Genomic DNA, 26,250 nt, shown 5'->3' with positions numbered 1-26,250 from the left:
CCCGCCCGGCACCGGCGCACCGCCGGATGCGCGGCCGCCGGTGCGGACCGGGTCGTCCCCGGTCCGCACCGGCGGCCTGCCCGACGCCCGTTCCGGCGCCGTCAGACGGTTGCGACGCCGTTCGCGTACCGCTTCATGTTGTACGTCCCGAAGCCGTTCTCCACCGGGTCGCCGCTGGAGTTGATGCAGTGCAGGATGCCCCCGCCGGCCGCGTCGTTGAGGCAGACCGTCATCAGGTCGGTGAAGACCACGCCGGGGGTGTCGGGGACCTCGTAGGCGCGGTCGGTGTAGATGTTCGCCTCCAGGTCGAAGAAGCAGTAGCTGCCCAGCCCCCAGGCGTGGTGGTCGGTGACGGCGTCGCCCACCTTGTAGGCGGCGTACCCGTTGGTGCCGCCGTGCACCCAGGCGGACTGGGTGGGCACGTCGTACGGGTGCTCGTTCTGGAAGAAGTACGTGCGGCCGTGGTTGCCGTTCCACACCACCTCGTACTTCTGGTAGTGCTCCACGGCCAGCGCGTAGGCGGTGACGTGGTCGCCGTTGACCAGGAAGCCGGTGTCGGCCGGGTTGACCGACCAGCCGACGGAGCCGTCCAGGCCGTGGTCGGCCCGCCACAGCCACAGGTTGTCGCAGATCACGTCGTTGCTGTCGACCTGGACGCTGACCCCCGCGCCGCCGGACAGCGCCCCGCCGATGCGGGCGTAGACGTCGAAGAGCGCGGTGGGGTCCGCGGCGTGGCGCACGCGGCTGCGGCCGTGTCCGACCCGCAGCAGCAGCGGGGAGTGGGCCGAGGCGGCCTCCAGGAGCACGCCGGCGACGGTGGCTCCGCCGACGTCGGCGACCTCCACCAGGGAGTTGCCGTGCGTGGCCCGCAGCGTGGCCAGCCCCAGGCCCAGCACCACGGTGCCGGGGCGGTCCACCTTCAGCGGCGCGGACAGCGGGTAGACGCCGGGGGTGAACAGCAGGTGCCGGCCGCCGGCCAGGGCACGGTTGAGGTCGGCGGCGGACTCGCCGGGCGTGGCCACGTGGAAGTCGGAGAGCGGGATGCTGTGCCCCCGGGCGGGGCCGTGCGCCCAGGTGGTGCCGGTGCTGTCACCGCGCAGGGCGGGCACGAAGACGTGGTAGGCACCGTGCCGGTCCACGGTCAGGAACGGCTTCTCGCGGACGGTCGGGGTCCGGTCGACGGTGGTGAAGGGCGGCGTGGGGAAGGACTGGGCGGGCGCGCCCTGGGTGCCCACGAAGACCATGTTCCAGTTGGAGCCGGTCCAGCTCCCGAAGGTGTCGTTGCGCGACAGCCACTGCTGCTGCGACCCGGACTCGACCTGGCCGTCCACCACGCTGTCGGCGAGGAAACCGCCGCTGGACCACTGGTTGCCGGGCGGGCTCGGCCACAGGGTCATGTCGCCCTTCACGTGCACCCGGCGCATCGGCCCGGCCTGGGCCACCGCCCAGCGCTCCAGCCCGTCCGGAGGCGCGATGCTCAGGTTCTCCGCGGCGCGCCAGAAGTTCTGCGTGCCGTTGCCGTCCAGCCACTGCGCGTCGACGGTGACATGGCCGTTGATCACCACGTCGTCGGGGCTGTCGCCCAGCCCGAGCACGTGGGTGTAGAAGCCCACGTTGACGTCGACGTGGTAGGTGCCGGGCTTGAAGGCCAGGGCGTAGCGCTCGGTGCCGAACTGGTTGGACTGCTGGGTGGCGAACACCGCGTCGAGCCGCGCCTGGATCGCCGCGTCGCCCATCGACGGGTCGAAGACCAGGACGTTCGGGCCCAGATCGGCGCCGCCGTGGTGCTGGGGGCCGCCCCGGTGCTCGGGCTGCGCGGCGAAGGCTGATCCGGTGGAGATACCGCCGACCAGCGGCACCGCGGCGGCGACTGCCGCCCCGCGGAGCATGGTACGGCGCGTGGGTATGACGGACACGGCTCTCCCTGTGAGTGGTGGGAAAAGGAGGAGAACTTGGCCTGGCCCTGACCTCGTGAGAGCGCTCTCAGGGAGGAAGTGAATCATCGCGGCCATGCAGCGTCAACCAGCGGGACGCCGCAATCCGGCGGCCCGCGCGGCCCGGTGCGGCGGCACCGGTCGGCCCGGGCCGACCGGCCGTCAGAGCCGGGTGACCAGCAGCGAGATGTCGTCCTGCTGGCCGGCCGGCCCGGCCATGGCGCGCAGCAGGCCGTCCGCCACCTCCTCCGGCGGCAGCGCCCGCAGTGCGCGCACCGCGTCGACCAGCCGGCCGAGTCCGACGTCGATGTCCTCGCCGCGCCGCTCGATCAGGCCGTCGGTGTAGAGCACCAGGATGTCGCCGGGGCGGTAGTCGGCGGTGGCCTGCGGGCGCGGCACGTGCTCCATGCGCACCCCCAGCGGCGGGTCGGTGGCGCGGTCCAGCAGTTCGGACGAGCCGTCGCGGTGCATGAGCACGGGCGGCGGATGGCCGGCGCTGCTGTACATCAGCAGCCGGCTGGCCGGGAAGAGCTGGCAGGTGAAGGTGGTGGTGGCCACGGCGCCGTCCTGGGAGCGCGCGTACAGCCCCAGCGTCTCCAGCGCGCCGCTGGGGCTGTCGGCGACGCGGATCGCCGCGCTGAGCGCGGCGCGCAGCATGCCCATGACGCTGGCGGCGTTCACCCCGTGGCCCACCACGTCGCCGACCGACAGCGCCATCCGGCCCTCGGGCAGGTCGACGACGTCGTACCAGTCGCCGCAGGCGTTCATGCCCTCCAGCGCCGGCAGGTACCGCACCGCGACCTCGGGGTGCGCCGCCAGGTCGGGCGTGGCGAGCATCGCCCGCTGGAGGGTGAGCGCCACGTCGTGTGTGCGCACCGCGGACTCCTGGAGCCGGGCGTTGGCCCGCTGCAGTTCACGGGCCCGGGTGAACAGTTCGGCGCGCGGCGCCTCCACGACCACGTCGTCGGTCCGCGGGCCCGGCTCCTGCCCGGCGCCGCTCCCCGCGGCATCGTCGGCGCCGCGCTCGGCACGGACGTACTCGGTGACGTCGTCGACCTGGTGGATGAGCAGCTCCACCTGCCCGCCGGGGCCCCGCACCGGCCGGTTCACCACGTTCCACCAGCGCGGGGCGAAGTGCTCGGGGCGGTCCGCGCGGGGGATGGTGAAGCGGTGCAGCAGCAGTATGTTGGTGCGGCCCGAGGCGAGCGCGGTCTCCAGCGACCGGCGCTGGACCTCGGCGCCGCGCGAGGCGGGGTCGCCCGGGTCGGGCGGGTAGGCGTCGAAGAACCGCAGGCCGACCAGGTCGGCCGCGGTCCGGCCGGTGGCCTCGGTGTAGGCGTCGTTGAGCGCGAGGATGGTCAGTTCCCGGTCGAGCACGATGCAGGCCGCCGGCATCGCGGCGAACAGGGCCGCGTAGTCCAGCCCGTCGCCCCCGCCCCCGCCTCCGGCCACCGCGACCACCCGGCCTCCCTCGCACCGCCTGCCGTGCGCCCGGGTCCGGGCGTGCACGCCAGTCAACCCGGGGGGCCGGGCGAGGGCCCTCAGGCACACGGGCGGCTCGCCCGGACAGCCGAACGAGGCGGCGCCCCCGCCACGGATGTGACGGGGGCGCCGTGTTCAGCGGGTCCGGATCAGTGGCCGGTGCCCGTGGAGGTGGCGAGCAGCTCCACCTCGGAGAGCGTGGTGGACGTGCCGCCGTTGTTCGCGGTCACCACCAGGCGGTAGGACGAGTAGGCGCCGGGGTGGGCGATCTCGAAGGGACGGGTCTGGAGGCGGTCGTCGAACGTCTGGCCGCTCCGGGTGTCCACGGTCTTCCAGTGCTTGCCGCCGTCGTCGGAGCCCTGGAGCTGCCAGCTCTTCGGGTCCTGCGCGGCGGTGCTGCCGGAGGTCAGGGTGTAGAAGGTGGCCTTCTGCTCGGCCGCCTTGCCGCTGCCCTGGTAGGCGTAGGTGACCTGCGGCGTCGCGGACGGGAAGGTGACCGCGGTCTTGGAGGTGTTGTCGAACAGGCCGGCGACGGCGGTGCCGTCGGCCGCCGAGGCGGTGCCGAGGCCCGCGCCGGTGGTGTCCGCGAGCGGCTTCGGGGTACCGCCGGCCGGGGTCAGCGAGGTCTGGACGGCCTTGCTGCCGGTGCCCCAGTTCGAGGGCTTGGATCCCATGGTGAAGTCGAGCGTGGCGCCGTTCGCGAGCTGGTCCTGCGTCAGGTAGACCTTGTCGTACGCCTTGCCGTTCACCTTCAGCGACTGCACGTAGACGTTGCTGCGGCTGTTGTTCTTGGCGTTGACGGTGATGGTCTTGCCGTTGTCGAGGTGGATCGTCGCCTTGGTGAACAGCGGCGAGCCGATCTCGTAGTTGCCGCTGCCGGTCTGGAGCGGGTAGAAGCCGAGCGCGCTGAAGATCTGCCAGGTGGACGTGGCGCCGTTGTCCTCGTCGCCGGGGTAGCCCTGGCCGATCGAGCTGCCGGTGAACAGCCGCTGCTCGATCTCCCGGACCGTGGCCTGGGTCTTGGCCGGCGCGCCCGCGTAGTCGTACATGTACGGGATGCCGTAGGAGGGCTGGTTGCTCATGCCCAGCTCGCCCATCCGGACGTCACGGGCCTCGATCATCTCGTGGATGGTGCCGCCGTAGGACCCGGTGTCGCCCTGGGCGGTCTCCTGCGTGGAGAAGAACGTGTCGAGCTTCTTCTCCATGTTCTTCTGGCCGCCGTACAGCGAGGCCAGGCCGGCCGGGTCCTGCGGCACGGTGAAGGCGTAGTTCCAGCCGTTGGACTCGGTGTACTCGTAGCCCCAGGTCTTGGGGTCGTAGGCGGAGTCCGCGACGCGCCAGGAGCCGTCGGCGTTGCGGCCCTCGAAGAAGCCCACGTTCTGGTTGAAGATCGTGGTGTAGTTCTGCGCGCGGGCCAGGAAGTACGCCGACTCCTCCTGGTACCGCTCGCGGTCGGCCTTCGAGGTGCCGGGCGCCTTGGCGAGCTTCGCCGCCATGGTGCCGATGCCGTAGTCGTTGACGTAGCCGTCGAGCGACCAGGAGACGCTGCCGTCCACCGAGGTGTTGGTGTAGCCGGTGAAGACGGAGGTGTCGATGCCCTTGCGGCCGGTGCCGGAGATCGGCGAGACGGTGGTGGCGTTCTTCACCGCCGCCTCGTAGGCGGCCTTGGCGTCGAAGCCGGTGACGCCCTTGGCGTAGGCGTCGGCGAAGGCGACGTCGGAGCTGGTGCCGGTCATCAGGTCGGCGTAGCCGGGCGAGGACCAGCGGGCGGTCCAGCCGCCGTCCTCGTACTGCTGCACGAAGCCGTTCGCGAGCTTGCCCGCGGTGTCGGACTCCAGCAGCGAGTAGGCCGGCCACTCGGTGCGGTAGGTGTCCCAGAAACCGTTGTTGACGTAGACCTGGCCGTCGACGACCTTGGCGCCGGTCTGGGTGGCCGTGCTGGTGCCCTGCGGCGAGAACGCGCTGGCGTACTGCCACACCGGGTGGGCGTTGGTACCGGTGTTCTCCGAGGCGGAGTTCGGGTACAGGTTCATCCGGTACAGGTCGGAGTAGAGCGTGGTGAGCTGGTCGTCGCTGGCGCCCTGCACCTGGACCTTGCCGAGCTTGGCGTTCCACGCCTGCGCGGCGCGGTTCTTCACCGTGTCGAAGGAGGTGCCCTGCGGGATCTCCTGGTCCAGGTTCTTCTTCGCCTGGGCGGCGCTGATGAAGGAGGTGGCCACGCGCATGGTCACCACCTTGTTGCCGGAGGTGTCGAACTGCGCGTACCCGGTGACGTTGTCGCGGCCGGCGCCGGTGGTCTTGGCGGCGGTGCCGGGCGTCCGGTCGAACTCGGCGTGGATGTACATCCGGCTGGCGCCGGTGGACAGCCCGCTCTTGTGGTCCGCGTAGCCGTCGAGGGTGCCGTTGGCGGCGTCGAGGGTCAGGCCGCCGTTGTTGTCGATGTTGTCGAACAGCAGGTCACCGGTGTCGCCCGGGAAGGTGAAGCGGAGGATCGCCGAGTGGTCGGCGGGCGCGATCTCGGCCTTGAGGCCGTTGGTGAAGGTCACGCCGTAGTAGTCGGGCTGGGCCACCTCGTCGGAGTGCTTGAAGGGCAGCGCGCGCTTGGTGCGGTCCAGGTCCGGGGTGCCGGTCGCCGTGGAGGGCATCACCTGGAACAGGTCGCGGTCGCCCATCCACGGGCTGGGCTCGTGGCTGATGCCGAGCGCCTGGAGCGTGGGCAGGTTGTCGGCGTTGTTCTGGGCGGCGTAGCTGTACTCCCAGCTGTCCGAGCCCGCGTCGGTGACCGGGGTGAAGAAGTTGAAGCCGTTCGGCACCGCGGTCAGCGGCAGGTTGTTGCCGCGGGAGAACGACCCGGAGGAGTTGGTGCCGCGCCGGGTGTCGACGTGGTCGACGTAGCTCGCGGAGGTGTTCGCCGCGGGGGCCGCGCCGATCGTCAGGTCGTCGATCCAGCCCTTGAACTGGGTGGCGGCGCCTTCGGCGTTGCTGCCGGCCGGGTCGTCGTAGCCGAGCAGGATGCGGTCGATGGTCTTGCCCGCGGCGACCTTGCCGACGGACGCGGCGACCGCGTTCCACTGCGAGGCGTAGAGGATCTTCGAGTCGCCCTGCGCGCGCGGGGTGAGCGCCACGCCGTTGACGTCCTGCGCGCTCTTGCGCAACTGGCTCAGGTAGGTGCCGTCGGTGAAGTGCAGGTCGATCGAGGCGTACGTGCTGGGGTACTTCAGGTCCCCGCCGGTCAGCTCCGGGAAGATGTCGTACGACAACTGCGTGTCGCTCTTCACCGGGATGTGCACGCTGTAGAGCTTGTTCCACGCCTGAACCGCGCCGGAGGCGGTGTGCGTGCCGGCGTACTCCAGCGCCTTGGCGCCGGTGAAGCCGACGTTCGCCTTGATGTCCGGCCCGGAGGACGGGCCGCTGCCCACGTCGGTGGTCATGCCGGCCACCGGCGTCGGGGCGGCCGAGCCATCGGAGAGGATCAGGTCGGCGAGCTGCGTGGCGCCGGTGTTGCCGCTGTTGGCCGTCACCTTCAGCCGGTAGTAGCTGTAGGCGCCGGGGTGGGCGACCTCGTAGATCTCCGACTGGTAGCGGTTGGCGAACGTCTGGCCGCTCTCGGTGTCGACGGTGGTCCAGGTGGAGCCGTCGTCCGAGCCCTGGAGCTCGAAGTTCTTCGGGTCGCGGTCCGGGCTGTCGTTGGCCGAGGTCAGCGCGTACTTCTTGACGGTGACGTCACCGGTGAGCTGGTACTGGAGCCAGCCGGTGGTGGCGAAGGTCAGCCACTTGGTGTTGGAGTCCTCGTCGGCGGCCTTGTCGGCCGTCTCGTTGGGCGGGTTGTCGGAGTTGGCCGTGACCTTGGCGATCTGGTCCTTGATGCTGCCGGCCAGCACCGGCACGGTGCCGGCGGTGACGCCGGACACCCACGCCTTGCCCTTGGCGTCGGTCTCCGAGGTGCTCGTCCAGGTCGGCTGCGCCTGCCCGGACTCGAAGGAGGTGGTGAACGCCGGGGCGGGGGTGTCGCCCGCGCCGTGCGAGCCGCTGCCCGCGGCGTGCGCGAGGCCGGCGGCGGGCACGGTCAGGGCCATGGACACCGCGGCTGCCAGCAGTGATCTGGCGAGCGTGCGGCGGGATCGGCCACTTCTCATGAAGGTGCTGCCTTTCTGGTGACGGCTCCAGGTGCTGACCGGTGCCCCGCCCGCTTGCACGGGGGTCGCGGGCGGGCGGGGCACCGGTGGTACGTGGCGGGTCGGTCGGGCGCCGTACGGCGGCCGGTAGGACGCGGGTGACGGCCGGTCAGGCGTTGTGGCCGCTGATCGCGTACAGCGCCAGGTTCGTGTTGTCGGGGAGGGTGACGGACTGCGCGGTCCTGCCGCTGTCCAGCGGGATGCCGACGTGCCACAGGTTCACCGCGACACCGTCGGGCGCGCCGCCGGAGTCGTAGCGGCTGTCGGCGTGCACCGCGGTGTCCTCACCGAGCCGCGGGGAGGCGGCCGCCCAGTCGGTGGCGTCCAGCGCGACCTGCGCGCTGCTGCCGTCGGAGTAGTGGACGGTCGCGGTCGAGGTGACGTCGCCGCCGTGCGCGGAGAGCAGCACGTCGAGTCCGGAGTAGGCGCGCGGCACCAGGGAGAGGGTCTGGCCGTGGGCGGTGACGAAGTTCTTCGCGGTGCCCGCGGTGTCGGGGAAGTCGTACGCGCGCCCGGCCAGCACCCCGGTGCCGGGGGCCGGCATCTGCTCGGCGGGGTAGCTGGTGCCGGTGCCGTCGAAGTCGGCGCCGGGTCCGCCGGAGACGCTCACGCCGTCCAGGTCGTACTGCGCGGACAGGTCCTGCGCGCAGTAGCCGCCGGTGCCCTGGCAGGTCGCACTGGTCACCGAGACCGGCACGGTCCTGGTCGCGGTCGGGCCGCCGGCCTGCTTCACCGTGACCGTCACCGGGTAGGTGCCGTCGGGCGTGCCGGCCGGGGCGGAGACGTGCAGCGGCACCACGTGGGTGGCCGGCAGGGACTTCGACACGACGGTGAAGGAGGCGCGGGACGGGTCCACCGTCAGCGGCGCCTTCGCCGACACGCTCACCGAGCCGGCGACCGTGCCGGGTCCGGAGAGCACCGCGGACAGGTCCACCTCGGTGGCCTTCGCCCCGGCCAGGATGCCGGGCGCGGCCGGGCTGGCGGCCGCCGCGGTGTGCCGCCGGTTGTCGGGCACCTGGTCCAGCGCGGGCGGGGCGTCGGCCTTGGCGGTGCCCCAGCTCGACGGGGAGGTGCCGAGCTTGAGCGCGATGTTCTTCCCGGCCCTGATGTCGGCGGTGGTGACGTAGGTGTGGGAGAGCTTCTTGCCGCCGAGGCTCGCGGACTGGATGTAGCGGTCGGAGTCGCTGCTGCCGGGCGCGGTGACGGTCATCCGGCCGGCCGGGTAGTACGCGCGGTCCAGGCTGAGGTCGACGCGGTCGAACAGCGGCGTGGACACGCCCCACTCGTCGGTGCCGGGGGCCATCGGGTAGATCCCGATCGCGGACAGCACCTGCCAGGCGGACATCGTGCCGAGGTCGTCGTTGCCGGTGACCCCGTTGGGCGCGTCGGTGAACAGCGTCAGGGCGGCGTGCACCACGTCGGTGGTCTTCCACGGCTGCCCGGTGGACAGGTACGTGTACGGCGCGCTGAGGTCGGGCTCGTTCTGCGGGTTGTACTTGTCCTGGTTGTAGTACGAGTAGGTGCCGTTGACCCACACGTTCCGGGCGGTGCCGGCCGGGTCCTGGAGCAGTTGGTCGTAGGCGAAGAAGGAGTCCAGCCGGGCGTTCGCGGCGGCGGTGCCGCCGATCTGGCCGACCAGGCCGGGCAGGTCCTGCGGGACCAGCCACATGTACTGCCAGGACGTGCCCTCGTGGAAGCCGACGCTGGAGGCGGGGTCGGTGGGCCCGACGAACGCGCCGTCGGTGTCGCGCGCCTGGAAGAAGCCGGTCGCCGGGTTGAGGATGCTGCGGTAGTTCTGGCCGCGGGTCAGGTACTTCTCCGCGTCCGCGGTGTGGCCCAGGTCGCGGGCCATCCCGCCGAGCGCGGCGTCGGCGAGGGCGTACTCCAGCGTCGCGGACGGCCCGTGCTGGTAGTCGTCGTCGCCGGGCTTGGTCTGCGGCCGGGTCGGGTCGTAGGGCACGTAGCCGCCGGCCAGGTACTCCGCGTCGGCCTGGCGGTCCGCGGAGGGTGAGGAGTCGGGCGCGGCGTGGTCGACGTGCTGCTTCAGCACCCGGTACGCCTCCTCCTCGTGGCCCTTGAGCAGGCCCTGCCGGTAGGCGTCCACGAGGAACGGCGTGACCGGGTCACCGGTCATGATGTTCGTCTCGACGGAGGCGTAGCCCCAGCGCGGCAGTTGGCCGCTCTCGTCGGCCACCCGCAGCAGCGACAGCGCCATGTCCCGGGACTCGCGCGGCGCCAGCAGCGACAGCAGTTGCTGCTGGGTGCGGTAGGTGTCCCACAGCGACCAGTTCTGGTAGTAGGTGATGCCGTCGGCCGCGTGCGTCTTCCCGTCCCAGCCGGTGTAGCGGCCGTCCACGTCGTCGCCGACGTTGGGGGCGAGGAAGGACCGGTAGAGCGAGGAGTAGAAGGTGCGCTGCTGCTCGTCGGTGCCGCCGCTGACCCGGATCTGCGCGAGCCGGTCCTGCCACGCCTGCCGGGCGGCGTCGCGGGCGTGGTCGAAGCTGCCGCGCCCCTCGGCGGCGAGGTTCTTCGCGGCGCCGGCCGGGCCGGTCCACGACAGCGAGGTCACGGCGGTGACGGTGCGGTCCTCGGTGGTGTCGAACCGCACGTAGGCGCCGCCGCGTCCGGTGGAGGTGGAGGTGGCGCTGCCGGCGGTGACGGTGTCGCCGTTCCAGGTGCCGTAGGAGGCGAAGGGCCGGTCGAACCGGGTCTCGGTGTACAGCGTGTACGGCTTGGTGTCCTGGCAGAAGCCGCTGCCGGTGATCGCGGTGAGCACGGTGCGGTCGTCCAGCACGGTGACGGTGCTGCTGGTCACCTTGTGCAGCGCCTGGCCGCTGTTGAGCAGGACGTTGGCCTTGTCGGTGGCCGGGAAGGTGTAGCGCTGCCAGCCGGTGCGGGTGGTCGCGGTCAGCTCCGCGGTGATGCCCGTGCCGAGCTTCACCTGGTAGGAGCCGGGCGAGGCGCTCTCGTCGTCGTGGCTGAAGGGCGCGGCGTACTGGGCGTCGTCGGTACTGGTGATGTCACCGGTGGTGGGCAGCACCGGCAGGTCGCCGCCGAGGCCGCAGCCGACGCCGGACAGGTGCACCGAGCTGAAGCCGAGGATGTGGTCCTGGTTGTAGTCGTAGCCGGTGTTGTGGCCGGTGTCCGGGGAGAGCTGGACCATGCCGAAGGGCACGGCCGCGCCGGGGTAGGTGTTGCCGTCGTCCTGGCTGCCGATGAACGGGTTCACCAGGTGGGTGAGGTCCCCGCCCGCGCTCACCGTGCCGGCCGAGGCGGACTGCGCCGGCAGGGCCGCCGCGCAGGCCGCGGCGAGCGCGACCACTGCCGCGGTGGCCGCTCTTCGCAGCCGCGTCCGTCGGGTCATCGTGTACTCCACTTCGTTGACAACGTTGTCAGCTCTCCACACAGACCGGGCCTGTGAGAATCCGCGGCGCAGGGCATGCCAAGAATGACTGGAATCCTGGCGACGAAGCGCCCCGACGTCAAGCGTTCGACGCCTGACGGCCCCTCAGGAATCGGGCGCCGACGCGCCGTCCATATCGATTCAAGCCCGAACGCGGTCGGATCGAGCCCGGGAGCGGGCGGCGGCCACGCCCGATCCCGGCCCGACGCGACACCTGGACGGAGGTCGGAAGTGCTTGTAGCCTCAAGCCGCACTCCGTCCTTGAATCGTTTCATACCGCATTCCCGTCTGGAGCCGCCACCATGCCCAACTCCCCCTCCGGAGAAGGTTCCCGCCCGTCCGGGCCGCAGCGCCGTACCGTCATGAGGGCCGGACTCGGCGGCGCCGCGCTGGCGGCCGCCGGGCTCACCTTCGGCGCGGCCGGGACCGCCGCCGCCGACAGCGCCGGACACGGCGCGCCGCAGGGCACCACCGACTGGCAGCGCTACGTCCAGGGCCCGACCAGCCGCACTGTGCGGCCGGTGTCCGTGCTGCGCAGCAGCGGCGCCGTGACCGACCCGAAGGCGCTGCTGGCCCCCGGCGGCGGCGTCACCCGGCTCAGCCGCCCGCAGCCGCCCCAGCCGCCGCGCTGGCCGGCCGGCACCACGGCCGCCGCCTCCTCCTCGCACGCCCCCAACAGCGGTGACGACGGCCGGCCGCGCACCTACGACGCCGCCAACGCGATCGACGGCGACCCCGACACGTTCTGGAACGACGACACCATCGCGGCCTACCCGGACACCCTGACCGTCACCACCGCCGCGCCGCTGTCCCTGCCGGGCGTCACGCTGCTGTCCGACGCCGACGGCGTGCCCACCGACTTCACCGTGGAGACCTGGGACGGCTCCGCCTGGCAGCCGGCCGCCACCGTCACCGGCAACACCTCCGTGCGGCGCGCCGTGCCGTTCGCCGCCACGGTCTCCACCACCCGGGTCCGGATCAACGTCACGGCCGACCAGAGCACCCCCCAGGGCGAGTTCACCCGGATCAACGAGGTGTACCCGGGGCTGCTGCCCGACGACGACGTGCCGCGCGTGGTGGTGGACTTCGGCAAGGTCGTGGTGGGCTACCCGCACGTCAGGTTCAGCTCGGCCTCGGACAACTCCCCCGGCGTGCGGCTGGCGTTCTCCGAGACCGTCCAGTTCCTCACCGACCGCAGCGACTTCACCCGGGCCGACCAGTCCGGAGTGGCCTCGCAGGGCACCGACCAGTTCGCGGTGCCGGCCGGCGGCGCCGACTGGAAGGACACCAAGGGCTACCAGTCCGGCACCCAGGTCTACGCCGACGGCCTGCACGGCTTCCGCTACCTCCAGATCAGCCTGGACGCGCTCGCCTCCGACGCGCCGGCCGCGCAGCCGTGGGGCGAGGTGTCCGTCGACGAGGTGTGGCTGGAGTTCACCGCCTACCTCGGCACCCCCGACTCCTACAGCGGCTGGTTCCTCAGCGCCGACGACGACCTCAACCGCTACTGGTACGGCGCCGCCTACACCAACGAGCTGGTCACCGACACCTTCCGGTCCGACGACATCGACCCGCGCGGCGCCGACAGCCCCACCCTGGACGGCAAGCTGGTCCTCCAGGACGGCGCCAAGCGCGACCGGGACCCCTACGTCGGCGACCTCGCGGTGTCCGCCCGCACCCTCTACCTGACCCACGACGACGCGGCGGCCGCCGCCCGCAACGTGCTCGCCGACCTCGCCGACCACCAGCGCTCCGACGGCTGGATACCGCCGGCGTCGATCAACGGCTACACCCTCCCGCTCTTCGACTACCCGCTGTGGTGGGTGACCTGTAGCTGGGACTACGTCCTGCACACCGGCGACCGCGCCTACGCCAGCGGCTACTACCCGCACCTGACGAAGGTCCTCGACTCCTGGTACCCGTCGGTGACCGACGGCGACGGGCTGCTCAGCAAGGGCCTGAACGGCACGTCGGGGTACGGCGACTACGCCTTCCTCGGCCGCTCCGGACAGATCACCTACTACAACGCCAACTACGTCCAGGCGCTCACCGACGCCGCCTCGATCGCCGCCTACCTCGGCAACTCCGCCGACGCGGCCCGCTGGAGCACCCGGGCGTCCACCGTCGCCGCCGCGATCAACGCGCACCTGTGGGACGCCGCCGCCGGCGCCTACCTGGACTCCTCCAGCGGCCCGGCCCGGCACGCCCAGGACGGCAACGCCATCGCGATCACCGCCGGCGTCGCCGACGCCGGCCGGGCCGCCTCCGCCCTAGCCCACCTGGACGCCACCACGGTGCTGCCGTACGGCAACGCCTTCATGGACAACGACACGATCTTCGACGGCGCCTCCCAGCGGGTCTACGCCTTCACCTCCTACCCGGAGCTGGTCGCGCGCTTCCGCTCCGGCCGGGCGGACTCCGCGCTGGACCAGATCCGCCGCACCTACGGCTGGATGGACACCCACGACCCGGGCATCACGAGCTGGGAGGGGATCGGCCCGGACGGCTCGCTGTACGAGGGGGCCTACACGAGCATGGCGCACGGCTGGTCCACCGGCGTGGTGCCGGCGCTCACCAACGAGCTGCTCGGCATCCGTCCGGCCGCACCGGGCTTCACCACCTGGTCGGTACGGCCGCGGCCCGGCTCGGTCGCCTGGGCGCGCGGCCAGGTACCCACCCCGCGCGGCCCGCTCGGCGTGGACTGGCAGCACTCCGGCCAGGGCGCCTTCGCCCTGACGGTGCGGGTGCCGCGCGGCACCCGCGGCAGCGTCGCCGTACCCACCGACGGACGGACCGTCAGCGTGCACGTGGACGGCAGGGTGGCCTGGAACGGCAGGAAGGCCAAGGCGTACGCCGCCCGGGCCGAGGACGGCTACGTCACGCTGGACGGGCTGACCGCGGGCACCCGGACGGTGGCGGTGCACCCGGCCGCCTGAGCGGCCGGCCCGGCAGCCGCGGGCGGCCGTCCCCGGACCCTCCTTCCCGGTCCGGGGACGGCCGCCCGCGGCGTGTGTCACGCGGTGGCCACCGCGAAGACGTGCATGTCGCCGCCCGTGGTGGTGGCCGGCAGCGTCACCGAGGCGAGCTGCTTGCCCGCCTGGAGGGTGATGGGCGCGGTCGCGAAGACGTCCGTGCCCACCGGGTCGGTGGTGCCGCCCATCACGTCGCGGTACGCGGTGTGCACCGCCGTGATGTTGCCGAAGGAGGGCTGGTCACCGCCCCCGCCGAGGGTCCAGTCGCTGAAGCCGATGTCGGCCTGCTGGGTGGTGCCGTCGGTGTAGGTGAGGGTGGCCGTGCCGCTGGTCGGCCCGTCGTCGGCGCTGCCCAGCAGGCTGAGCCGGGTGGCGCCCGCCGACGTCTTCGACACGTCCAGCACCTGGTCGCCGCCGCCGACCTGGATGTTGTCGGGGGCTCCCGCCGTCACCTGCGGCCAGGCGAAGTCGAACCCGCCGGCGGAGACGGTGCTGCCGGGGGTGACCCCGGCCGCGGCCAGCGCCTTGGCCGAGTAGCTCCAGCCGCCGCCGTCGAAGTTCGCGGCGGGGTCGGCGTCGTCGGCCGAGATGCCGCGGTTGTTGACGTACCAGCTGATGCTGCCCTTGACCCCGACCGTCACCGACAGCCACGCCTTGGGGGCGGGGGTGCTGCCGTGGGAGGCGGCCGAGGAGGTCAGCGTGAGCGGGATCTCGTAGACGCCGGACTTGGTGCCCGCGGCGACCGAGACCGACAGCTTCGCGCCGGCGGTGCCGTTCGCCTTCAGGTTGATCCGCCCGCTCGCCGGGCTGAGCGTGATGCCGTCCGGCACCGACGCCGACCAGCGCACCTCCTGCCCGCGGTCCTGGATGGTGGAGACGGTCAGCGTGCTGTCCGCGGTCCCGCCGGGCTCGGCCTTGACCGAGCCGGGCGTGGTGCGGCCGAAGAACGGCGCCTCACCGTCGCGGAAGGACGGCGGCGCGTCCTTCGCGGCGCTGCCCCACTTGGTGTTCGGGGTGCTGCCGAGGGTGTAGTCCAGGGTGCCGCCCTTGGTGACGAACGAGGCGGGGACCCAGGGCTGGTCGGAGCTCTTGCCGTTGGTGCGCAGGCTCTGGACGTAGACGTTCTTCGCCGAGGTCTGCGGGGCGTTGACCGTGATGGTCCTGCCCAGCCCGGTGTGGATCACGGCGTGCGGGAAGACCGGCGCGCTGAGCACCAGGTCGGCGCGGCTGGGGACCTGCGGGTACATGCCGAGCGCGGAGAAGACGTACCAGGACGACATGGTGCCGGCGTCGTCGTTGCCGGGGATGCCGCCGGGGGTGTCCGTCCACAGCGAGTCGGTCTCGGCGCGGACGGTCTCCTGCGTCTTGTAGGGCGCGCCGAAGTAGTCGTACAGGTAGGCCGCGTTGATGTCGGGCTCGTTGGTGGGGTCGTTCTTGGTCGGGTCGTCGGCGGTGAAGTCGAAGCTGCCGTCGGCGTCGTGGAAGAACGCGTCGAGGCGGTCGACGGCGGCCTTGTCGCCGCCCATCGCCTGGGCCAGCCCGGCGATGTCGGAGTACACCATCCAGCTGTACTGCGAGCTGGTGCCCTCCACGAAGCCGTCACCGGTGGCGGGGCTGAAGTTGGTGCCCGCCCAGGAGCCGTCGGAGTTGCGGTTGCGCATCCAGCCGCCCTGCGCGGTGGCGTCCGGGTCGAAGACGTTGGTCCAGCTACCGCTGCGCTGCGCGAACTCCTTCTCGTCGGCGCGGTCGCCGACCTGGCCGGCGAGCTGCGACAGGCCGAAGTCGGCCGCGGCGTCCTCCAGCGTCTCGGCGGCGCCGCCCCAGCAACTGCAGTCGTCGGCGGGCACGTAGCCGAGCGCCTCGTACTGGTCGAGTGCGGGGCGCTGGCCGACGCACTCGACGTTGCAGCCGGCGCTGTCGGAGTCGTTCGCGGTCGGCACCGTGGCGGCCTTCACCAGCGAGGCGAGGGCGCCCTTGACGTCGAAGTCGGTACCCCCGAAGGCGTAGATGCCGGCGAGCGCCGCGTCCGAGGGGTCGCCGGACATGACGCTGGTCTTGCCGTTCTCCAGCAGCCAGCGGTCCCACTCGCCGCCGCGCTGGGTGGCGTAGTTGAACAGCGACTGGGCGTAGTCGCTGCCGACCTTCGGCTGGAGCAGCGTCAGCAACTGCACCTGGGCGCGGTACTGGTCCCAGCCGGAGAAGGTGCCGTACTGCGCCTTCTGGCCGCGGGCGAGCTGGTGGACCTTGCGGTCGCCGCCCAGGTACTGCCCGTTGACGTCGTTGGTGAGCGTCGGCTCCAGCATCGAGTGGTAGAGCGCGGTGTAGAAGGTGCTGGTCTGGGCGTCGCTGCCGCCGGAGACCTGCACCTTGCGCAGCGCGGTGTTCCAGGCGGCGACGGCCTCCGCGTGGACCGCGGCGAAGGACTTCTTCGCCGGGTTCTCCGCGCGCAGGTTCGCCTCGGCGTTGGCGGCGCTGACGTACGAGATCGCCACCTTGGCCTGCACGTGCGTGGTGCCCTGGGCGAAGGTGACGTAGGCGCCGGAGCCCTTGCCCGCGGCGGGGTTGCCACTGGAGTTGTAGCCGGTGCCGCCGGAGGCCGAGGTGGAGCCGGGGCTGAGCGTGCCGTCGGTCCAGGTGCCGACCTTCGCGAACGGCTGGTCGAAGTGCGCGGTGAAGTACAGGGTGTACAGGTCGTGCCGGTTGTTCGCGCTCTGCGGGCCGCAGAAGTTGCCGGCGCTGACCGAGCCGGTGACGGTCCGGGTCGCCGCGTCCACGTGGACGTCGGCGGCGGTGCTGCCGCTCTCGGAGTTGGAGGTGCGCAGCAGCATGCTCGCGGGCTTGTCGGCCGGGAAGCCGAACTCCCCGGTCCCGGTCCGGGCGGTGGTGGTCAGCTCGGCGCTCGCGCCGCTGTCCAGGCCGACCTTGTAGTAGCCGGGCGAGGCGGTCTCGTTGGCGTGGCTGAAGGTGCTCGCGTACGTGGCGTCCTTGGTGTCCGCGCTGGGCGAGGAGTCGACGTCGCCGACGTACGGCATGATCGGGATGTCGCCGTTCGCGCCCGAACAGCCCACGCCGTTGAGGTGGGTGAGGCTGAAGCCGCGGATCGTGGTGGCGTCGTAGCGGTAGCCGCCCGGGGCCGGCGTGGAGAACTGGTTGCCCGTCGAGTTCTGCGGGCTCCACGCGAGCATGCCGAAGGGCACCACGGAGCCGGGATACGTGTTGCCCGCGTTCGACGATCCGATCAGCGGGTTGACGGTGGCGGCCGGGTCGGCGGGCGCGCCGTGCGCCGCCGCGGCCTGGGCGGTCCCGGCGCCGAGGCCGAGTCCGAGGAGTGCGGTCGCCGCGGCCAGCGCGCAGGCGGCTCTGCGCCTGCGGCGGGTTCCGACCGTCCGGTGCGGGGTTGAGTCTGGCACCAATCCTGCCCTTCGTGGAGTACGGGTGATCGGCAGGGAACGGCCTCTCCCCCCGGCTGGGCGGGTGGCAGGGCCGAACCCGACAACGTTGTCAGGAGATGGAAGACGATGTTCCTCCGGGCGCCGGAGGGGTGTCAAGGAAAGGTGCGCGGGTCGGGGGGACAAAGGCGGTCAACTGCACGTAAGCGGGAGGGGCGATGCGGACCCCCGAGGCGCCCGGGGCCTGGTGACGGTGTGTCAGCGGTGCCGGGTGGGGCGCCGCCGACACGGCCGGACCGGGTAGTGCGCCGCCGACACGGCCGGACCAGGTGGGGCCAGGGCGTTAACCGCTGGCCGCCGGGGTGGACGCGCCGGTACCGTCCGGACCACCGGGCCCGCCGTGGCGGCCCACCACCCGAGGAGGGGCCCCATGACCGGCCGGCCCGCGACGACGACCCTGTGGCGCCCGACCGGCCCCGAGGAACTGGCCCTCGTCCGCGCGCTCGACTGGAGGGCCTGGCCGCCCCGGTTGCCGGAGCAGCCGATCTTCTACCCGGTCCTCAACGAGGACTACGCGATCCGGATCGCGCGGGAGTGGAACGTGCCGCACAGCGGAGTCGGCTTCGTGACGCGCTTCGAGGTCCGCTCCGGCTTCCTCAGCCGGTACCCCGTACGGCGGGCGGGTGGCCGGACGATCCTCGAACTGTGGGTCCCGGCGGAGGAGTTGCCAGAGTTCAACGCCCACATCGTCGGCACCGTCCAGGTGGTCCACACGTTCCGCTGAGCGCCGGCGCACCGAGGGTCGGCGGGGTGCTCGGCCGCCGGCGGTCGGGCGTCGGCGGGTCAGGCATCGGCGGTCAGGCGTCCGGGGGGAGGTCGTCCGCGCGGGCGTTGGCGTGGTCGATCTCGGCCATGTGCTCCTCCGCCCAGTTCCTGATCGCGGACAGCGGGCCCTCCAGGGAGAGGCCGAGGTCGGTGAGGCGGTAGTGGACGCGGGGCGGGACGGTGGGCTCCACCCGGCGGGCGACCAGGCCGTCGCGGACCATGCCGCGCAGGGTGACCGACAGCATCTTCTGGGAGACGCCCGCCATCCGGCGCCGGAGCTCCGCGAAGCGCACCTCCTGCGGGTGCGCCTCCGCGAGCACCTTCACGGCCATCGAGGTCCACTTGGTGCCGATCCGGTCGAGCAGCCGCCGGGTCGGGCAGAGCGGGTCGAAGAGGTCCCCGCGGCCGCGCGGAGCGGCGGAGGGCGCCGGTCCGGCGGACGGCGCGGAGCCGGCGGAAGGGGCGGAGCCGGCGGGAGGGGCGGTCACCTGAAGCTCACCACCTGGGGCGGAAGTGCGGTCTTGGCCGACCCATCATAGTTTCCTACGGTGGGGTCGTCACCATTGGTAACCACCTCACTGGAGGTCCCGTGCCGCCCGTGCCCCCTTCCACCGCCCCTCGTCCCGCACCGCCGGTGGTGCTGCGCCGCGTCGAGGCGGGCGGCGTCGAGCTGAACGTCGCCACCGCCGGGGAGGGCCCCGCCGTCCTGCTCCTGCACGGGTTCCCGCACACCTGGCGGCTGTGGACCGACGTGATCGGCGAGCTGGCCCGCGACCACCGCGTGATCGCCCCGGACCTGCGCGGGCTGGGCGCCAGCGCGCCGGCCGACGGCGGGTACGACGCCGGCACGCTGGCCGCCGACGCCGAAGCGCTCCTCGCCGCCCTCGGCGAGACCAGCGCGGCCGTGGTCGGCATCGACGCGGGCACCCCGCCCGCCTTCCTGCTCGCCATGCGCCGCCCCGACCTGGTCGGCCGCCTGGTGGTCATGGAGTCGCTGCTCGGCACGCTGCCCGGCGCGGAGGACTTCCTCGCCGGCGGTCCCCCGTGGTGGTTCGGCTTCCACTCCGTGCCGGGCCTCGCGGAAGAGGTGCTGGCCGGCCACGAGGCCCGCTACGTCGACTGGTTCCTCGACGCGGGCACCCTCGGGCAGGGGATGCGGGCCGACGTCCGCGACGCCTTCGTCGCCGCGTACACCGGCGGACCGGCGCTGCGCCGCGCGTTCGCGTACTACCGCGCGATGCCCGACAGCTCCCGGCAGATCCGGGCGGCCGCCGCGCGCGGCCGGCTGACCGTGCCGACCATGGCGATCGGCGCCCATCCCGTCGGGCCCGCGCTCGCACGCCAGTTGCGGCCGATCGCCGACGACCTGGTGGGCCACGTGATCGAGGACTGCGGCCACATCATCCCGCTGCACCGGCCCGAGGCCCTGCTCGGACTGCTGGGGCTGTTCCTGCGCTGACCGGCCGCCGTGCGGGGCGCACGGCGGCCCCCGCTCCGGCTCTCCCCCGGGCTCCGGCTCCCGCCCCGAGCCCGAGTTCCGACCCCCGTCCGGCCCGGCGTCCGATCCCGGAGCGATCCCCCGTCCGGCCCGGCGTCCGATCCCGGCGTCCGGCCCCAAGCCCGAGTTCCGGCCCCCGTCCGATCCCGTGCGCGGGCGGCCGGGACCGGCGTGTGGACGTACCTCGCGTCGCGGGGGGGGTTCGGCGGCGGGGTTCCGGCAGTAGCCTCGATGCTGCGGGCCGCACCGCCGCGGCCCACGGCGGTCCGGGCGCGGTCGGCGACCGCGTGCCCGCCCGCCGTCCGCCAGGAACGGAGGGCTGTGATGACTTCCCCGGTGCACCCGAGCGAGCCGGCCGGACCCGCCGGCGGTGTCCGGCGGGTCGAACTGACCCCGGCCGCCGAGGAGTTGCTCGAACGGCTCGCCGACCGGCACGGCCCGCTGATGTTCCACCAGTCCGGCGGCTGCTGCGACGGCAGTTCCCCGATGTGCTACCCGCGCGGGGAGTTCCGGGTGGGCGCCGCCGACGTGCTGCTCGGCAGGGTCGGGGACGACGTGCCGTTCTGGATGAGCGCGAGCCAGTTCGCGTACTGGCGCCACACGCACCTCACGGTCGACGTGGTCGCGGGACGCGGCAGCGGCTTCTCCGTGGAGGCGCCGGAGGGCGTCCGGTTCCTGCTGCGCTCCCGGCTGCTCACCGAGGACGAGCTGGCCCGGCTCGACGCGGCCCCCGCCCCGCTCACCGGCGCGGACACCGCCGGCTAGGGCCTGTCCGGCGGATCGTGCCGGTCGGGCTCGCGGCGTCCGGTGCCGTGCGTCGCAAGGCGGAGGAACACCCTCGTACCGGGTCGTAAGGGGGTGGTTCGACACCGCAGGGAGGTGCGGTGCCGGACGCCGTGAGCCCGGCAGGATCCGCCGGACAGGCCCAGCGGTTCTCAGCGGCGGGCCTCGGTCTTCAGGTCGCCCGCGGTGACCTTGCGGATGTGCTCGCTGGCGAGCATCGCGTGCGGGTAGCCGAGGTCGAACGCGCTCGCGGCGTCCAGGCGGGCAAGCTGCGAGGGGTGGAAGTCCACGTCCAGGGCGCCCAGGTTGTCCGCGAGCTGGGCGGGGGTGCGGGCGCCGACCACCGGCGCCGTCACGGCCGGGTTCCGCAGCGTCCAGGCGAGCCCGACCTGGGCGGGCGTGCGGCCGAGTTCCGCGGCCACCTCCCGCACGGCGTCGGCCACCGACAGGTTCCGCTCGGTCAGCGTGCCCAGGGCGAGGTTGAAGTTCCTGCGGGTGCCGTCACCGGGCGCGGGTTCCGTCGTGGCCGCGCCGCCTCCCGCGCCGGCTCCGTCGGCGCCGCCGCCGTCGGCGGCTGACCTGCCGGCGCCCGCTGCGTCCCCCGCGGGCCGGCCGGCCGGGGCGCCGGCCAGGTCGGCGCGGCTGTACTTGCCCGTGAGCAGGCCGCCGGCCAGCGGGGAGTACGGGAGCACCCCCAGCCCCATCTCCCGTGCCATCGGGATCAGGTCGCGTTCGCCCGTCCGCTCGATCAGGTTGTACTCGATCTGGAGGGCGACCAGCGGCGTCCAGCCGCGCAGGTCGGCGATCGCCTGGAGGCGCGACACCTGCCACGCCGGGGAGTTGCTGATCCCCGCGTACAGGATCTTGCCCTGCCGGACCAGGTCGTCCAGGCCGCGCAGGATCTCCTCGACCGGCGTCGCGGGGTCCCACACGTGCAGGTGGAGCAGGTCGAGGTAGTCCGTGCGCAGCCGGCGCAGGCTCGCCTCCACCGACGCGAACAGGCTCTTGCGGTGGCCGCCGCCGGAGTTGGGGTCTCCCGGCCGGCGCAGCGTCGTGTACTTCGTCGCCAGCACCAGGCTCTCGCGCCGGCCGTGGGCGAACTCGCCGAGGAGGCGCTCGGAGCTGCCGTCAGTGTAGGTGTTGGCGGTGTCGACGAAGTTGCCGCCCCGCTCGACGTAGTGGTCGAACAGCGCGCGGGCCTCCTCCTTGCCGGCGCCCCAGCCCCATTCGGTGCCGAAGGTCGCCGCCCCCAGCGCCAGCGGGGAGACCCGCAGCCCGGAGCGGCCCAGCAGCCGGTAGGTGTCGAGGGTGAGCGGCATCGTGTCCTCCTGTGCTCGTGGTGCGTTACGGGACCCAGCCTGTGGCCGCCGCGGGAGAGGGGTAAGGGAGGGCGCTTCCTGGGAAGGCCGGTACCACCCTGGGTGTTGCACCGGGCATGACGACCGAGAGCGTGGACACAGCGCGGGAGCTGGCCGCCTTCCTGCGGGCCCGCCGCGAGCGGCTGGACCCGGGCGACTTCGACCTGCCCGCGCGCCGGCAGGCCCGGCGCACCCCGGGGCTGCGCCGCGAGGAGGTCGCCGAACTGGCGGGGGTCAGCGTCGACTACGTGGTGCGGCTGGAGCAGGGCCGCGGACTGCGGCCGTCGTCCGACGTGGTGGAGGCCCTGGCCAGGGCGCTGCGCCTGCCCGCCGCCGAGCGCGCCTACCTCTTCGACCTGGCGCGGCAGCGTCCCCGCGAGGCCGGGACACCCGCGACGTCCGCGGCGGCGCCGCTGTCCGGGCTGGTCGCCGACCTGTCGCCGCTGCCGGTCATGCTGGTGAACCACCGCTTCGACATCCTGGCCTGGAACCACGAGATGGCCCGGCTGCTGGTGGACTTCGGCACCCTGCCCCCGGAGCGGCGCAACGCGATGTGGCTGTGCCTGCTGCACCCGGAGGTCCGCGAGCTGTACGTCGACCGGGAGCGCGTCGTGCGGGAGGGGGTCGCGCACCTGCGCTCGGCTTGGGCCGCGCACCCGCAGGACCGGGCGCTCACCGGCCTCATCGACGGGTTCCTCGCCGCCGACGAGCAGTTCGCACGGCTGTGGGACGAGCGGGACATCGAGGTCAGCGGGCGGGGGCGCAAGGTGCTCCGGCATCCGGACGCCGGCACGATCGCCGTGGACTTCGAGGTGCTCGCGCCGCTCCAGGACCCCGGCCAGAGGCTGCTGATCTTCCGCGCGGCGGACGCCGGGAGCCGGGCGGCGCTGGACCGGCTGTGCGCGGGATGACCGGCCGGCCCGCGGGCTCCCGGCCGGCCGGCCGAAAAGCGCTTCCCCGGCGGGCCGTGGGGCCGCGCCCGCAGGGGGGACCGGATAGGTTCCCCCCATGACCGTGGACCCCGCCTCCTGGCCGCCGGCGCCGCTGAGCACCGACCGCCTCGTGCTGCGCGCCTCGCAGGCGCGGGACCGGCCGGCGTTCGTCGAACTGTTCTCCTCTCCGGAGGTGGGCGTCCACGTCGGCGGCGCGCGGCCGCGCGAGGAGCTGGAACGCGGGATGCCGGAGGTGCCCGGGCAGCGTCCGGGGGTCTTCGTGGCGGAACTCGACGGCGCGATGATCGGCATGATCACGCTGGACCCGCGTGACGCGCAGCGTCCCGGCCATGTCCGGCCGGACGGCGGCGAGGCCGAACTCGGCTACCTGTTCCTGCCCCGGTCCTGGGGCCGCGGCTACGCCTCGGAGGCGTGCCGGGCCGTGCTCGGCTGGTTCGCCGCCACCCGCCCCGGTGAGCCGGTGGTCCTCACCACCCGGACCGCCAACGACCGCTCGGTGCGGGTCGCGACGAAGCTGGGGTTCGCCGAGGCGGGGCGGTTCGAGGAGTACGGCGCCGAGCAGTGGTTCGCGGTCTGGACCCCGCCCGCGCCGCCTGCCTGACCCGCACCCGCCCACCTGACCCGAACCCGCACGGCGGCGCGGCCCACCCGCACCGGTCGGGCGCCTCGGCGGAATCCGGTTGGCCGTTGCGCCCGGCGCGGCATACGGTGCCGGGCGTGGATCCCTCACCCCGGGCGCGGGCCTCGCGCCTCCCGTCCCCCGCCGCCCCCGGACCGGTCGGAGCGGTCACCGCCGACGACGTGGCGCTGGCCGTACGGCTGGCGGTGCGTGCGCTCGACGAGGTGCCGGCCGACGGCTGGGAGCGGCCGGCCGGCGACCTGACCTGGTCATGCTGGGAGACCGTGGAGCACCTGGCCGACGACCTGTTCGCGTATGCACTCCAACTCGGCCCGGGGACACCGCCGTTGACGACCCATGTGCCGGTCTCCTGGCGGAAGGAGCGGCCGGACGGGCCGACCGGCATGGTGTTCGTGGCGCGCGCGGAGGGCCCGGCCGGGCTGCTCCAGGCGCTGGAGGCGTGCGGCGCGCTGCTGGTGGCGATGGTGCGTACCACCGCGCCGGAGGTGCGCGCGCACCACGTGTTCGGCGCCTCCGACCCGGAGGGGTTCGGGGCGATGGGCGTGGTGGAGACGCTGGTGCACACCCACGACGTGGCGGCCGCGTTCGGCCTGCCGTGGCGGCCGCCGGCCGGCCTGTGCGCGCGGACGCTGCACCGGCTGTTCCCGGACGCCCCCGCGGACGCCGAGCCGTGGCCCGCCCTCCTGTGGTCGACCGGCCGCGCCGCGCTGCCCGGCCGGGACCGGTTGGAGAAGTGGCGCTGGCAGGGCGCTCCGCGCCCCTGACCCCCGCGCGCCGGAGGCGCCTCAGCCCGGCAGCGCGCCCGCACCGCCCGGTGCGAGCAGCGCGGCGAGCGGGTCGCCGATCTCCTCCAGCCGCTCCGGCACCTCGCCGATCGTGAAGGCGAGGTGCTCCGGCGTGTCGGCGGCGGCCACCTCGTCCCAGGTCAGCGGCGCGGAGACGGTGGGCCGGGCGCGGGCGCGCACTGTGTAGGGCACGGCGGTGGTCTTGCTCGCCGAGTTCTGCGACCAGTCGATGAAGACCCGCCCGGCCCGGTCCGCCTTGGCCATGCGGGAGACCACCCGGTCCGGGTGCGCCGCCTCCAGCTCGCGGGCGACGGTCCTGGCGTACGCCCGCGCCTGGTCGGGCGTGGCGCCGCGCAGCGCGGCCAGCAGGTGCAGCCCCTTCGAGCCGCTGGTCTTGGCCAGGGCGGTGATGCCGTCGGCGGCGAGCCGTTCGCGCAGGTCGAGGGCGACCCGGCAGCAGTCCACGACCGTGCGGTCCGGTCCCGGGTCGAGGTCGAGGACCAGCCGGTCGGCGGTGTCCGGGTCCGCCGCGCGCCACTGCGGGGTGTGGATCTCCACGCAGGCGAGGTTGCCGGCCCAGACGAGGGTGGCGAGGTCGTTCACCTCGACCTGGTCCATCAGCTCGCCGCCACTGCGCACCCGCTCGGTGGTGGTCACCCACCCGGGCGTACCGGCGGGCGGGCGTTTCTGGAAGAACCGCTGGCCGTCCACGCCGTCGGGGGTGCGGACGAAGCTGGCCAGCCGGCCGGTGGTGTGCGGCAGCAGGGCCCCGGCGACGGTGGCGTAGTACTCCAGCAGCTCCGCCTTGGTGGTGCCCGTCTCCGGCCAGAGCACCCGGTCGAGGTGGCTGAGCCTGAGCCGGCGGCCCTCGACCTCGGTGATCGGCATACGATAAACATCCCATAACCTGACACAAAGGACACGCCATGCGCAGCGTCTGGTCGGGCAACCTCGCGTTCGGTCTGGTGTCGATACCGGTGAAGCTCGGCTCCGCCGTCTCCAGCCACAAGGTCGGCTTCCGGCAGATCCACCTGGCCGACCAGGGCCGGGTCCGCTACCAGAAGACCTGCGAGCTGGACGAGGAGGTGCTGACCGCCTCGGACATCGGCCGCGCCTACGAGACGCCGGACGACCAGCTCGTGCAGGTCACCGACTCCGACCTCCGGTCGTTGCCGCTGCCCACCGCGAAGACCATCGAGGTGAGCGGTTTCGTGGACCTGGCGTCGGTGGACTCGATGCAACTCGACACCCCCTACTTCCTCGCCCCCGCCTCGGCCGGCGCGAACCGGCCCTACGTCCTGATGCGCGAGGCGCTGGAACGGTCGGGGAAGGCCGCGGTCGGCAAGTTCGCGATGCGCAACTCCGAGCACCTGGCCCTGGTCATGCCGCGCGACGACGTGCTCCTGCTCCAGACGCTGCGCTGGCCGGACGAGTTGGGCAACCCCGCGGAGGCGGCGCCGAAGGGCAGCGTCAAGATCAGCGACTCCGAGCTGAAGCTCGCCGACACCCTGATCGAGGCGCTGGGCGAGGCGGACCTCACCGCGTACCACGACGAGTACGCCCAGGCGGTCGAGGCACTGGTGACCGCGAAGCTGGAGGGGGCGGAGCCGCCGACGGTCGGCGAGGAGGCCGGCGGCGGAAACGTGGTGGACCTGATGGCGGCGCTGCGGGCGTCGGTGGAGCAGGCGAAGCCGTCGGGCGGGCGGGCCGGCTCCGGCGGAAGGTCCGGCTCCGGCTCCGGCGGGAGGTCCGGCGGGGCCAGGAAGGCGGCGTCGGGCAAGCGGGCGGGGACGAAGAAGGCCGCGGCCAAGTCCGACGGTTCCGGGGCCGGCACGTCCAAGGCGGCCGGCTCCACGTCGGGCGCCGCCAAGAAGACGGCGTCGCGCAAGACGGCGTCCTCCGGGCGGAAGGCGAGCTGACCCGCTTCCCGCCAGGGTCGCCCGTGCCGGTCGTGCCGGTCGCGCCGGTCGGTGCGCCTGGCACCGACCGCCTCGGGCGGGCCACCGCCGCTCCGCCCGACCACCCGGTCGCGGCGCGGTCCCGCGGATTGCGA

16 protein-coding genes and 1 pseudogene are annotated in these 26,250 nt (G+C 73.3%); 8 read left to right on the top strand and 9 right to left on the bottom strand.

What is annotated here, in order from left to right:
• Nucleotides 1-101: 101 nt before the first annotated feature.
• From RVR_RS33850 to RVR_RS33835, 5 genes and pseudogenes are all read right to left on the bottom strand, one after another.
• Nucleotides 102-1,916: an adenylyl cyclase gene (locus RVR_RS33850; RefSeq protein WP_346731495.1), complete on the bottom strand. Its 1,815-nt coding sequence runs from the start codon at nucleotides 1,914-1,916 to the stop codon at nucleotides 102-104.
• A 180-nt stretch (nucleotides 1,917-2,096) separates the two neighbouring features.
• Nucleotides 2,097-3,395 carry a PP2C family protein-serine/threonine phosphatase gene (locus RVR_RS33845; RefSeq protein ID WP_237405132.1) on the bottom strand — a complete coding sequence of 433 codons (1,299 nt, stop codon included), beginning with the start codon at nucleotides 3,393-3,395 and terminating at the stop codon, nucleotides 2,097-2,099.
• A 170-nt stretch (nucleotides 3,396-3,565) separates the two neighbouring features.
• The gene (locus tag RVR_RS33840) at nucleotides 3,566-7,552 is read right to left on the bottom strand and encodes a GH92 family glycosyl hydrolase (protein WP_202237726.1); all 3,987 of its coding nucleotides are present in this window, start codon (nucleotides 7,550-7,552) and stop codon (nucleotides 3,566-3,568) included.
• Nucleotides 7,553-7,700: 148 nt separating this feature from the next.
• On the bottom strand, nucleotides 7,701-8,276 hold the full coding sequence (locus RVR_RS39310; protein ID WP_488165674.1) for a hypothetical protein: 576 nt from the start codon (nucleotides 8,274-8,276) through the stop codon (nucleotides 7,701-7,703).
• A 333-nt stretch (nucleotides 8,277-8,609) separates the two neighbouring features.
• A pseudogene (locus RVR_RS33835) lies at nucleotides 8,610-10,955 on the bottom strand (GH92 family glycosyl hydrolase); the annotation flags it as partial.
• 401 nt (nucleotides 10,956-11,356) lie between these two features.
• Here RVR_RS33835 and RVR_RS33830 point away from each other — a divergent pair.
• A complete protein-coding gene (locus tag RVR_RS33830) occupies nucleotides 11,357-13,930 on the top strand; it encodes an alpha-L-rhamnosidase-related protein (RefSeq protein ID WP_237405131.1) in 2,574 nt (857 codons plus the stop codon).
• Nucleotides 13,931-14,007: 77 nt separating this feature from the next.
• On the opposite strand, the gene RVR_RS33825 is transcribed toward RVR_RS33830, so the two are convergent.
• Nucleotides 14,008-17,313, bottom strand: coding sequence for a GH92 family glycosyl hydrolase (locus tag RVR_RS33825; protein ID WP_202239574.1), 3,306 nt, complete (start codon nucleotides 17,311-17,313; stop codon nucleotides 14,008-14,010).
• A 472-nt stretch (nucleotides 17,314-17,785) separates the two neighbouring features.
• Here RVR_RS33825 and RVR_RS33820 point away from each other — a divergent pair, with 472 nt between their 5' ends.
• On the top strand, nucleotides 17,786-18,139 hold the full coding sequence (locus tag RVR_RS33820; RefSeq protein WP_202237723.1) for a hypothetical protein: 354 nt from the start codon (nucleotides 17,786-17,788) through the stop codon (nucleotides 18,137-18,139).
• Nucleotides 18,140-18,212: 73 nt separating this feature from the next.
• Here the strand turns inward: RVR_RS33820 and RVR_RS33815 are convergent, their stop codons facing one another.
• A complete protein-coding gene (locus RVR_RS33815; RefSeq protein WP_237405461.1) occupies nucleotides 18,213-18,545 on the bottom strand; it encodes a winged helix-turn-helix transcriptional regulator in 333 nt (110 codons plus the stop codon).
• Nucleotides 18,546-18,778: 233 nt separating this feature from the next.
• Between RVR_RS33815 and RVR_RS33810 the strand changes: the two genes are divergently transcribed.
• Nucleotides 18,779-19,639 (top strand): alpha/beta fold hydrolase, encoded by an 861-nt coding sequence (locus RVR_RS33810; protein ID WP_430393200.1) that lies wholly within the window; start codon nucleotides 18,779-18,781, stop codon nucleotides 19,637-19,639.
• 363 nt (nucleotides 19,640-20,002) lie between these two features.
• Entirely contained in the window at nucleotides 20,003-20,443 is a 441-nt protein-coding gene (locus RVR_RS33805; RefSeq protein WP_202237720.1) for a DUF779 domain-containing protein, read from the top strand.
• Between the two features lie 170 nt (nucleotides 20,444-20,613).
• Here RVR_RS33805 and RVR_RS33800 read toward each other — a convergent pair whose 3' ends face one another.
• Nucleotides 20,614-21,780, bottom strand: a complete 1,167-nt coding sequence (locus tag RVR_RS33800) for an aldo/keto reductase (RefSeq protein WP_202237719.1) — start codon at nucleotides 21,778-21,780, stop codon at nucleotides 20,614-20,616.
• A 116-nt stretch (nucleotides 21,781-21,896) separates the two neighbouring features.
• On the opposite strand from RVR_RS33800, the gene RVR_RS33795 reads away from it, so the two are divergent.
• From RVR_RS33795 to RVR_RS33785, 3 genes are all read left to right on the top strand, one after another.
• Nucleotides 21,897-22,730 (top strand): helix-turn-helix domain-containing protein, encoded by an 834-nt coding sequence (locus tag RVR_RS33795; protein WP_202237718.1) that lies wholly within the window; start codon nucleotides 21,897-21,899, stop codon nucleotides 22,728-22,730.
• A 97-nt stretch (nucleotides 22,731-22,827) separates the two neighbouring features.
• A complete protein-coding gene (locus tag RVR_RS33790; protein WP_202237717.1) occupies nucleotides 22,828-23,373 on the top strand; it encodes a GNAT family N-acetyltransferase in 546 nt (181 codons plus the stop codon).
• A gap of 116 nt (nucleotides 23,374-23,489) precedes the next feature.
• A complete protein-coding gene (locus tag RVR_RS33785; protein ID WP_237405129.1) occupies nucleotides 23,490-24,176 on the top strand; it encodes a DinB family protein in 687 nt (228 codons plus the stop codon).
• 21 nt (nucleotides 24,177-24,197) lie between these two features.
• On the opposite strand, the gene ligD is transcribed toward RVR_RS33785, so the two are convergent.
• The gene (ligD, locus tag RVR_RS33780; protein ID WP_202237716.1) at nucleotides 24,198-25,085 is read right to left on the bottom strand and encodes a non-homologous end-joining DNA ligase; all 888 of its coding nucleotides are present in this window, start codon (nucleotides 25,083-25,085) and stop codon (nucleotides 24,198-24,200) included.
• Nucleotides 25,086-25,123: 38 nt separating this feature from the next.
• Here ligD and ku point away from each other — a divergent pair, with 38 nt between their 5' ends.
• A complete protein-coding gene (ku, locus tag RVR_RS33775) occupies nucleotides 25,124-26,116 on the top strand; it encodes a non-homologous end joining protein Ku (protein ID WP_202237715.1) in 993 nt (330 codons plus the stop codon).
• Nucleotides 26,117-26,250: the final 134 nt, after the last annotated feature.

Source organism: Streptomyces sp. SN-593 (genome assembly GCF_016756395.1).
Taxonomy (GTDB): domain Bacteria; phylum Actinomycetota; class Actinomycetes; order Streptomycetales; family Streptomycetaceae; genus Actinacidiphila; species Actinacidiphila reveromycinica.
The sequence above is the reverse complement of the archived record's forward strand: the minus strand, read 5'-3'. Positions and strand labels throughout refer to the sequence as shown.

Excerpts from the sequence above, each read along its gene's own strand:
- RVR_RS33830 (WP_237405131.1), top strand. The coding sequence starts at position 11,357 with ATGAGGGCCGGACTCGGCGGCGCCGCGCTGGCGGCCGCCGGGCTCACC.
- RVR_RS33800 (WP_202237719.1), bottom strand. The coding sequence starts at position 21,780 with ATGCCGCTCACCCTCGACACCTACCGGCTGCTGGGCCGCTCCGGGCTG.
- ku (WP_202237715.1), top strand. The coding sequence starts at position 25,124 with ATGCGCAGCGTCTGGTCGGGCAACCTCGCGTTCGGTCTGGTGTCGATA.
- RVR_RS33805 (WP_202237720.1), top strand. The coding sequence starts at position 20,003 with ATGACTTCCCCGGTGCACCCGAGCGAGCCGGCCGGACCCGCCGGCGGT.
- RVR_RS33790 (WP_202237717.1), top strand. The coding sequence starts at position 22,828 with ATGACCGTGGACCCCGCCTCCTGGCCGCCGGCGCCGCTGAGCACCGAC.
- RVR_RS33795 (WP_202237718.1), top strand. The coding sequence starts at position 21,897 with ATGACGACCGAGAGCGTGGACACAGCGCGGGAGCTGGCCGCCTTCCTG.
- RVR_RS33820 (WP_202237723.1), top strand. The coding sequence starts at position 17,786 with ATGACCGGCCGGCCCGCGACGACGACCCTGTGGCGCCCGACCGGCCCC.
- ligD (WP_202237716.1), bottom strand. The coding sequence starts at position 25,085 with ATGCCGATCACCGAGGTCGAGGGCCGCCGGCTCAGGCTCAGCCACCTC.
- RVR_RS33840 (WP_202237726.1), bottom strand. The coding sequence starts at position 7,552 with ATGAGAAGTGGCCGATCCCGCCGCACGCTCGCCAGATCACTGCTGGCA.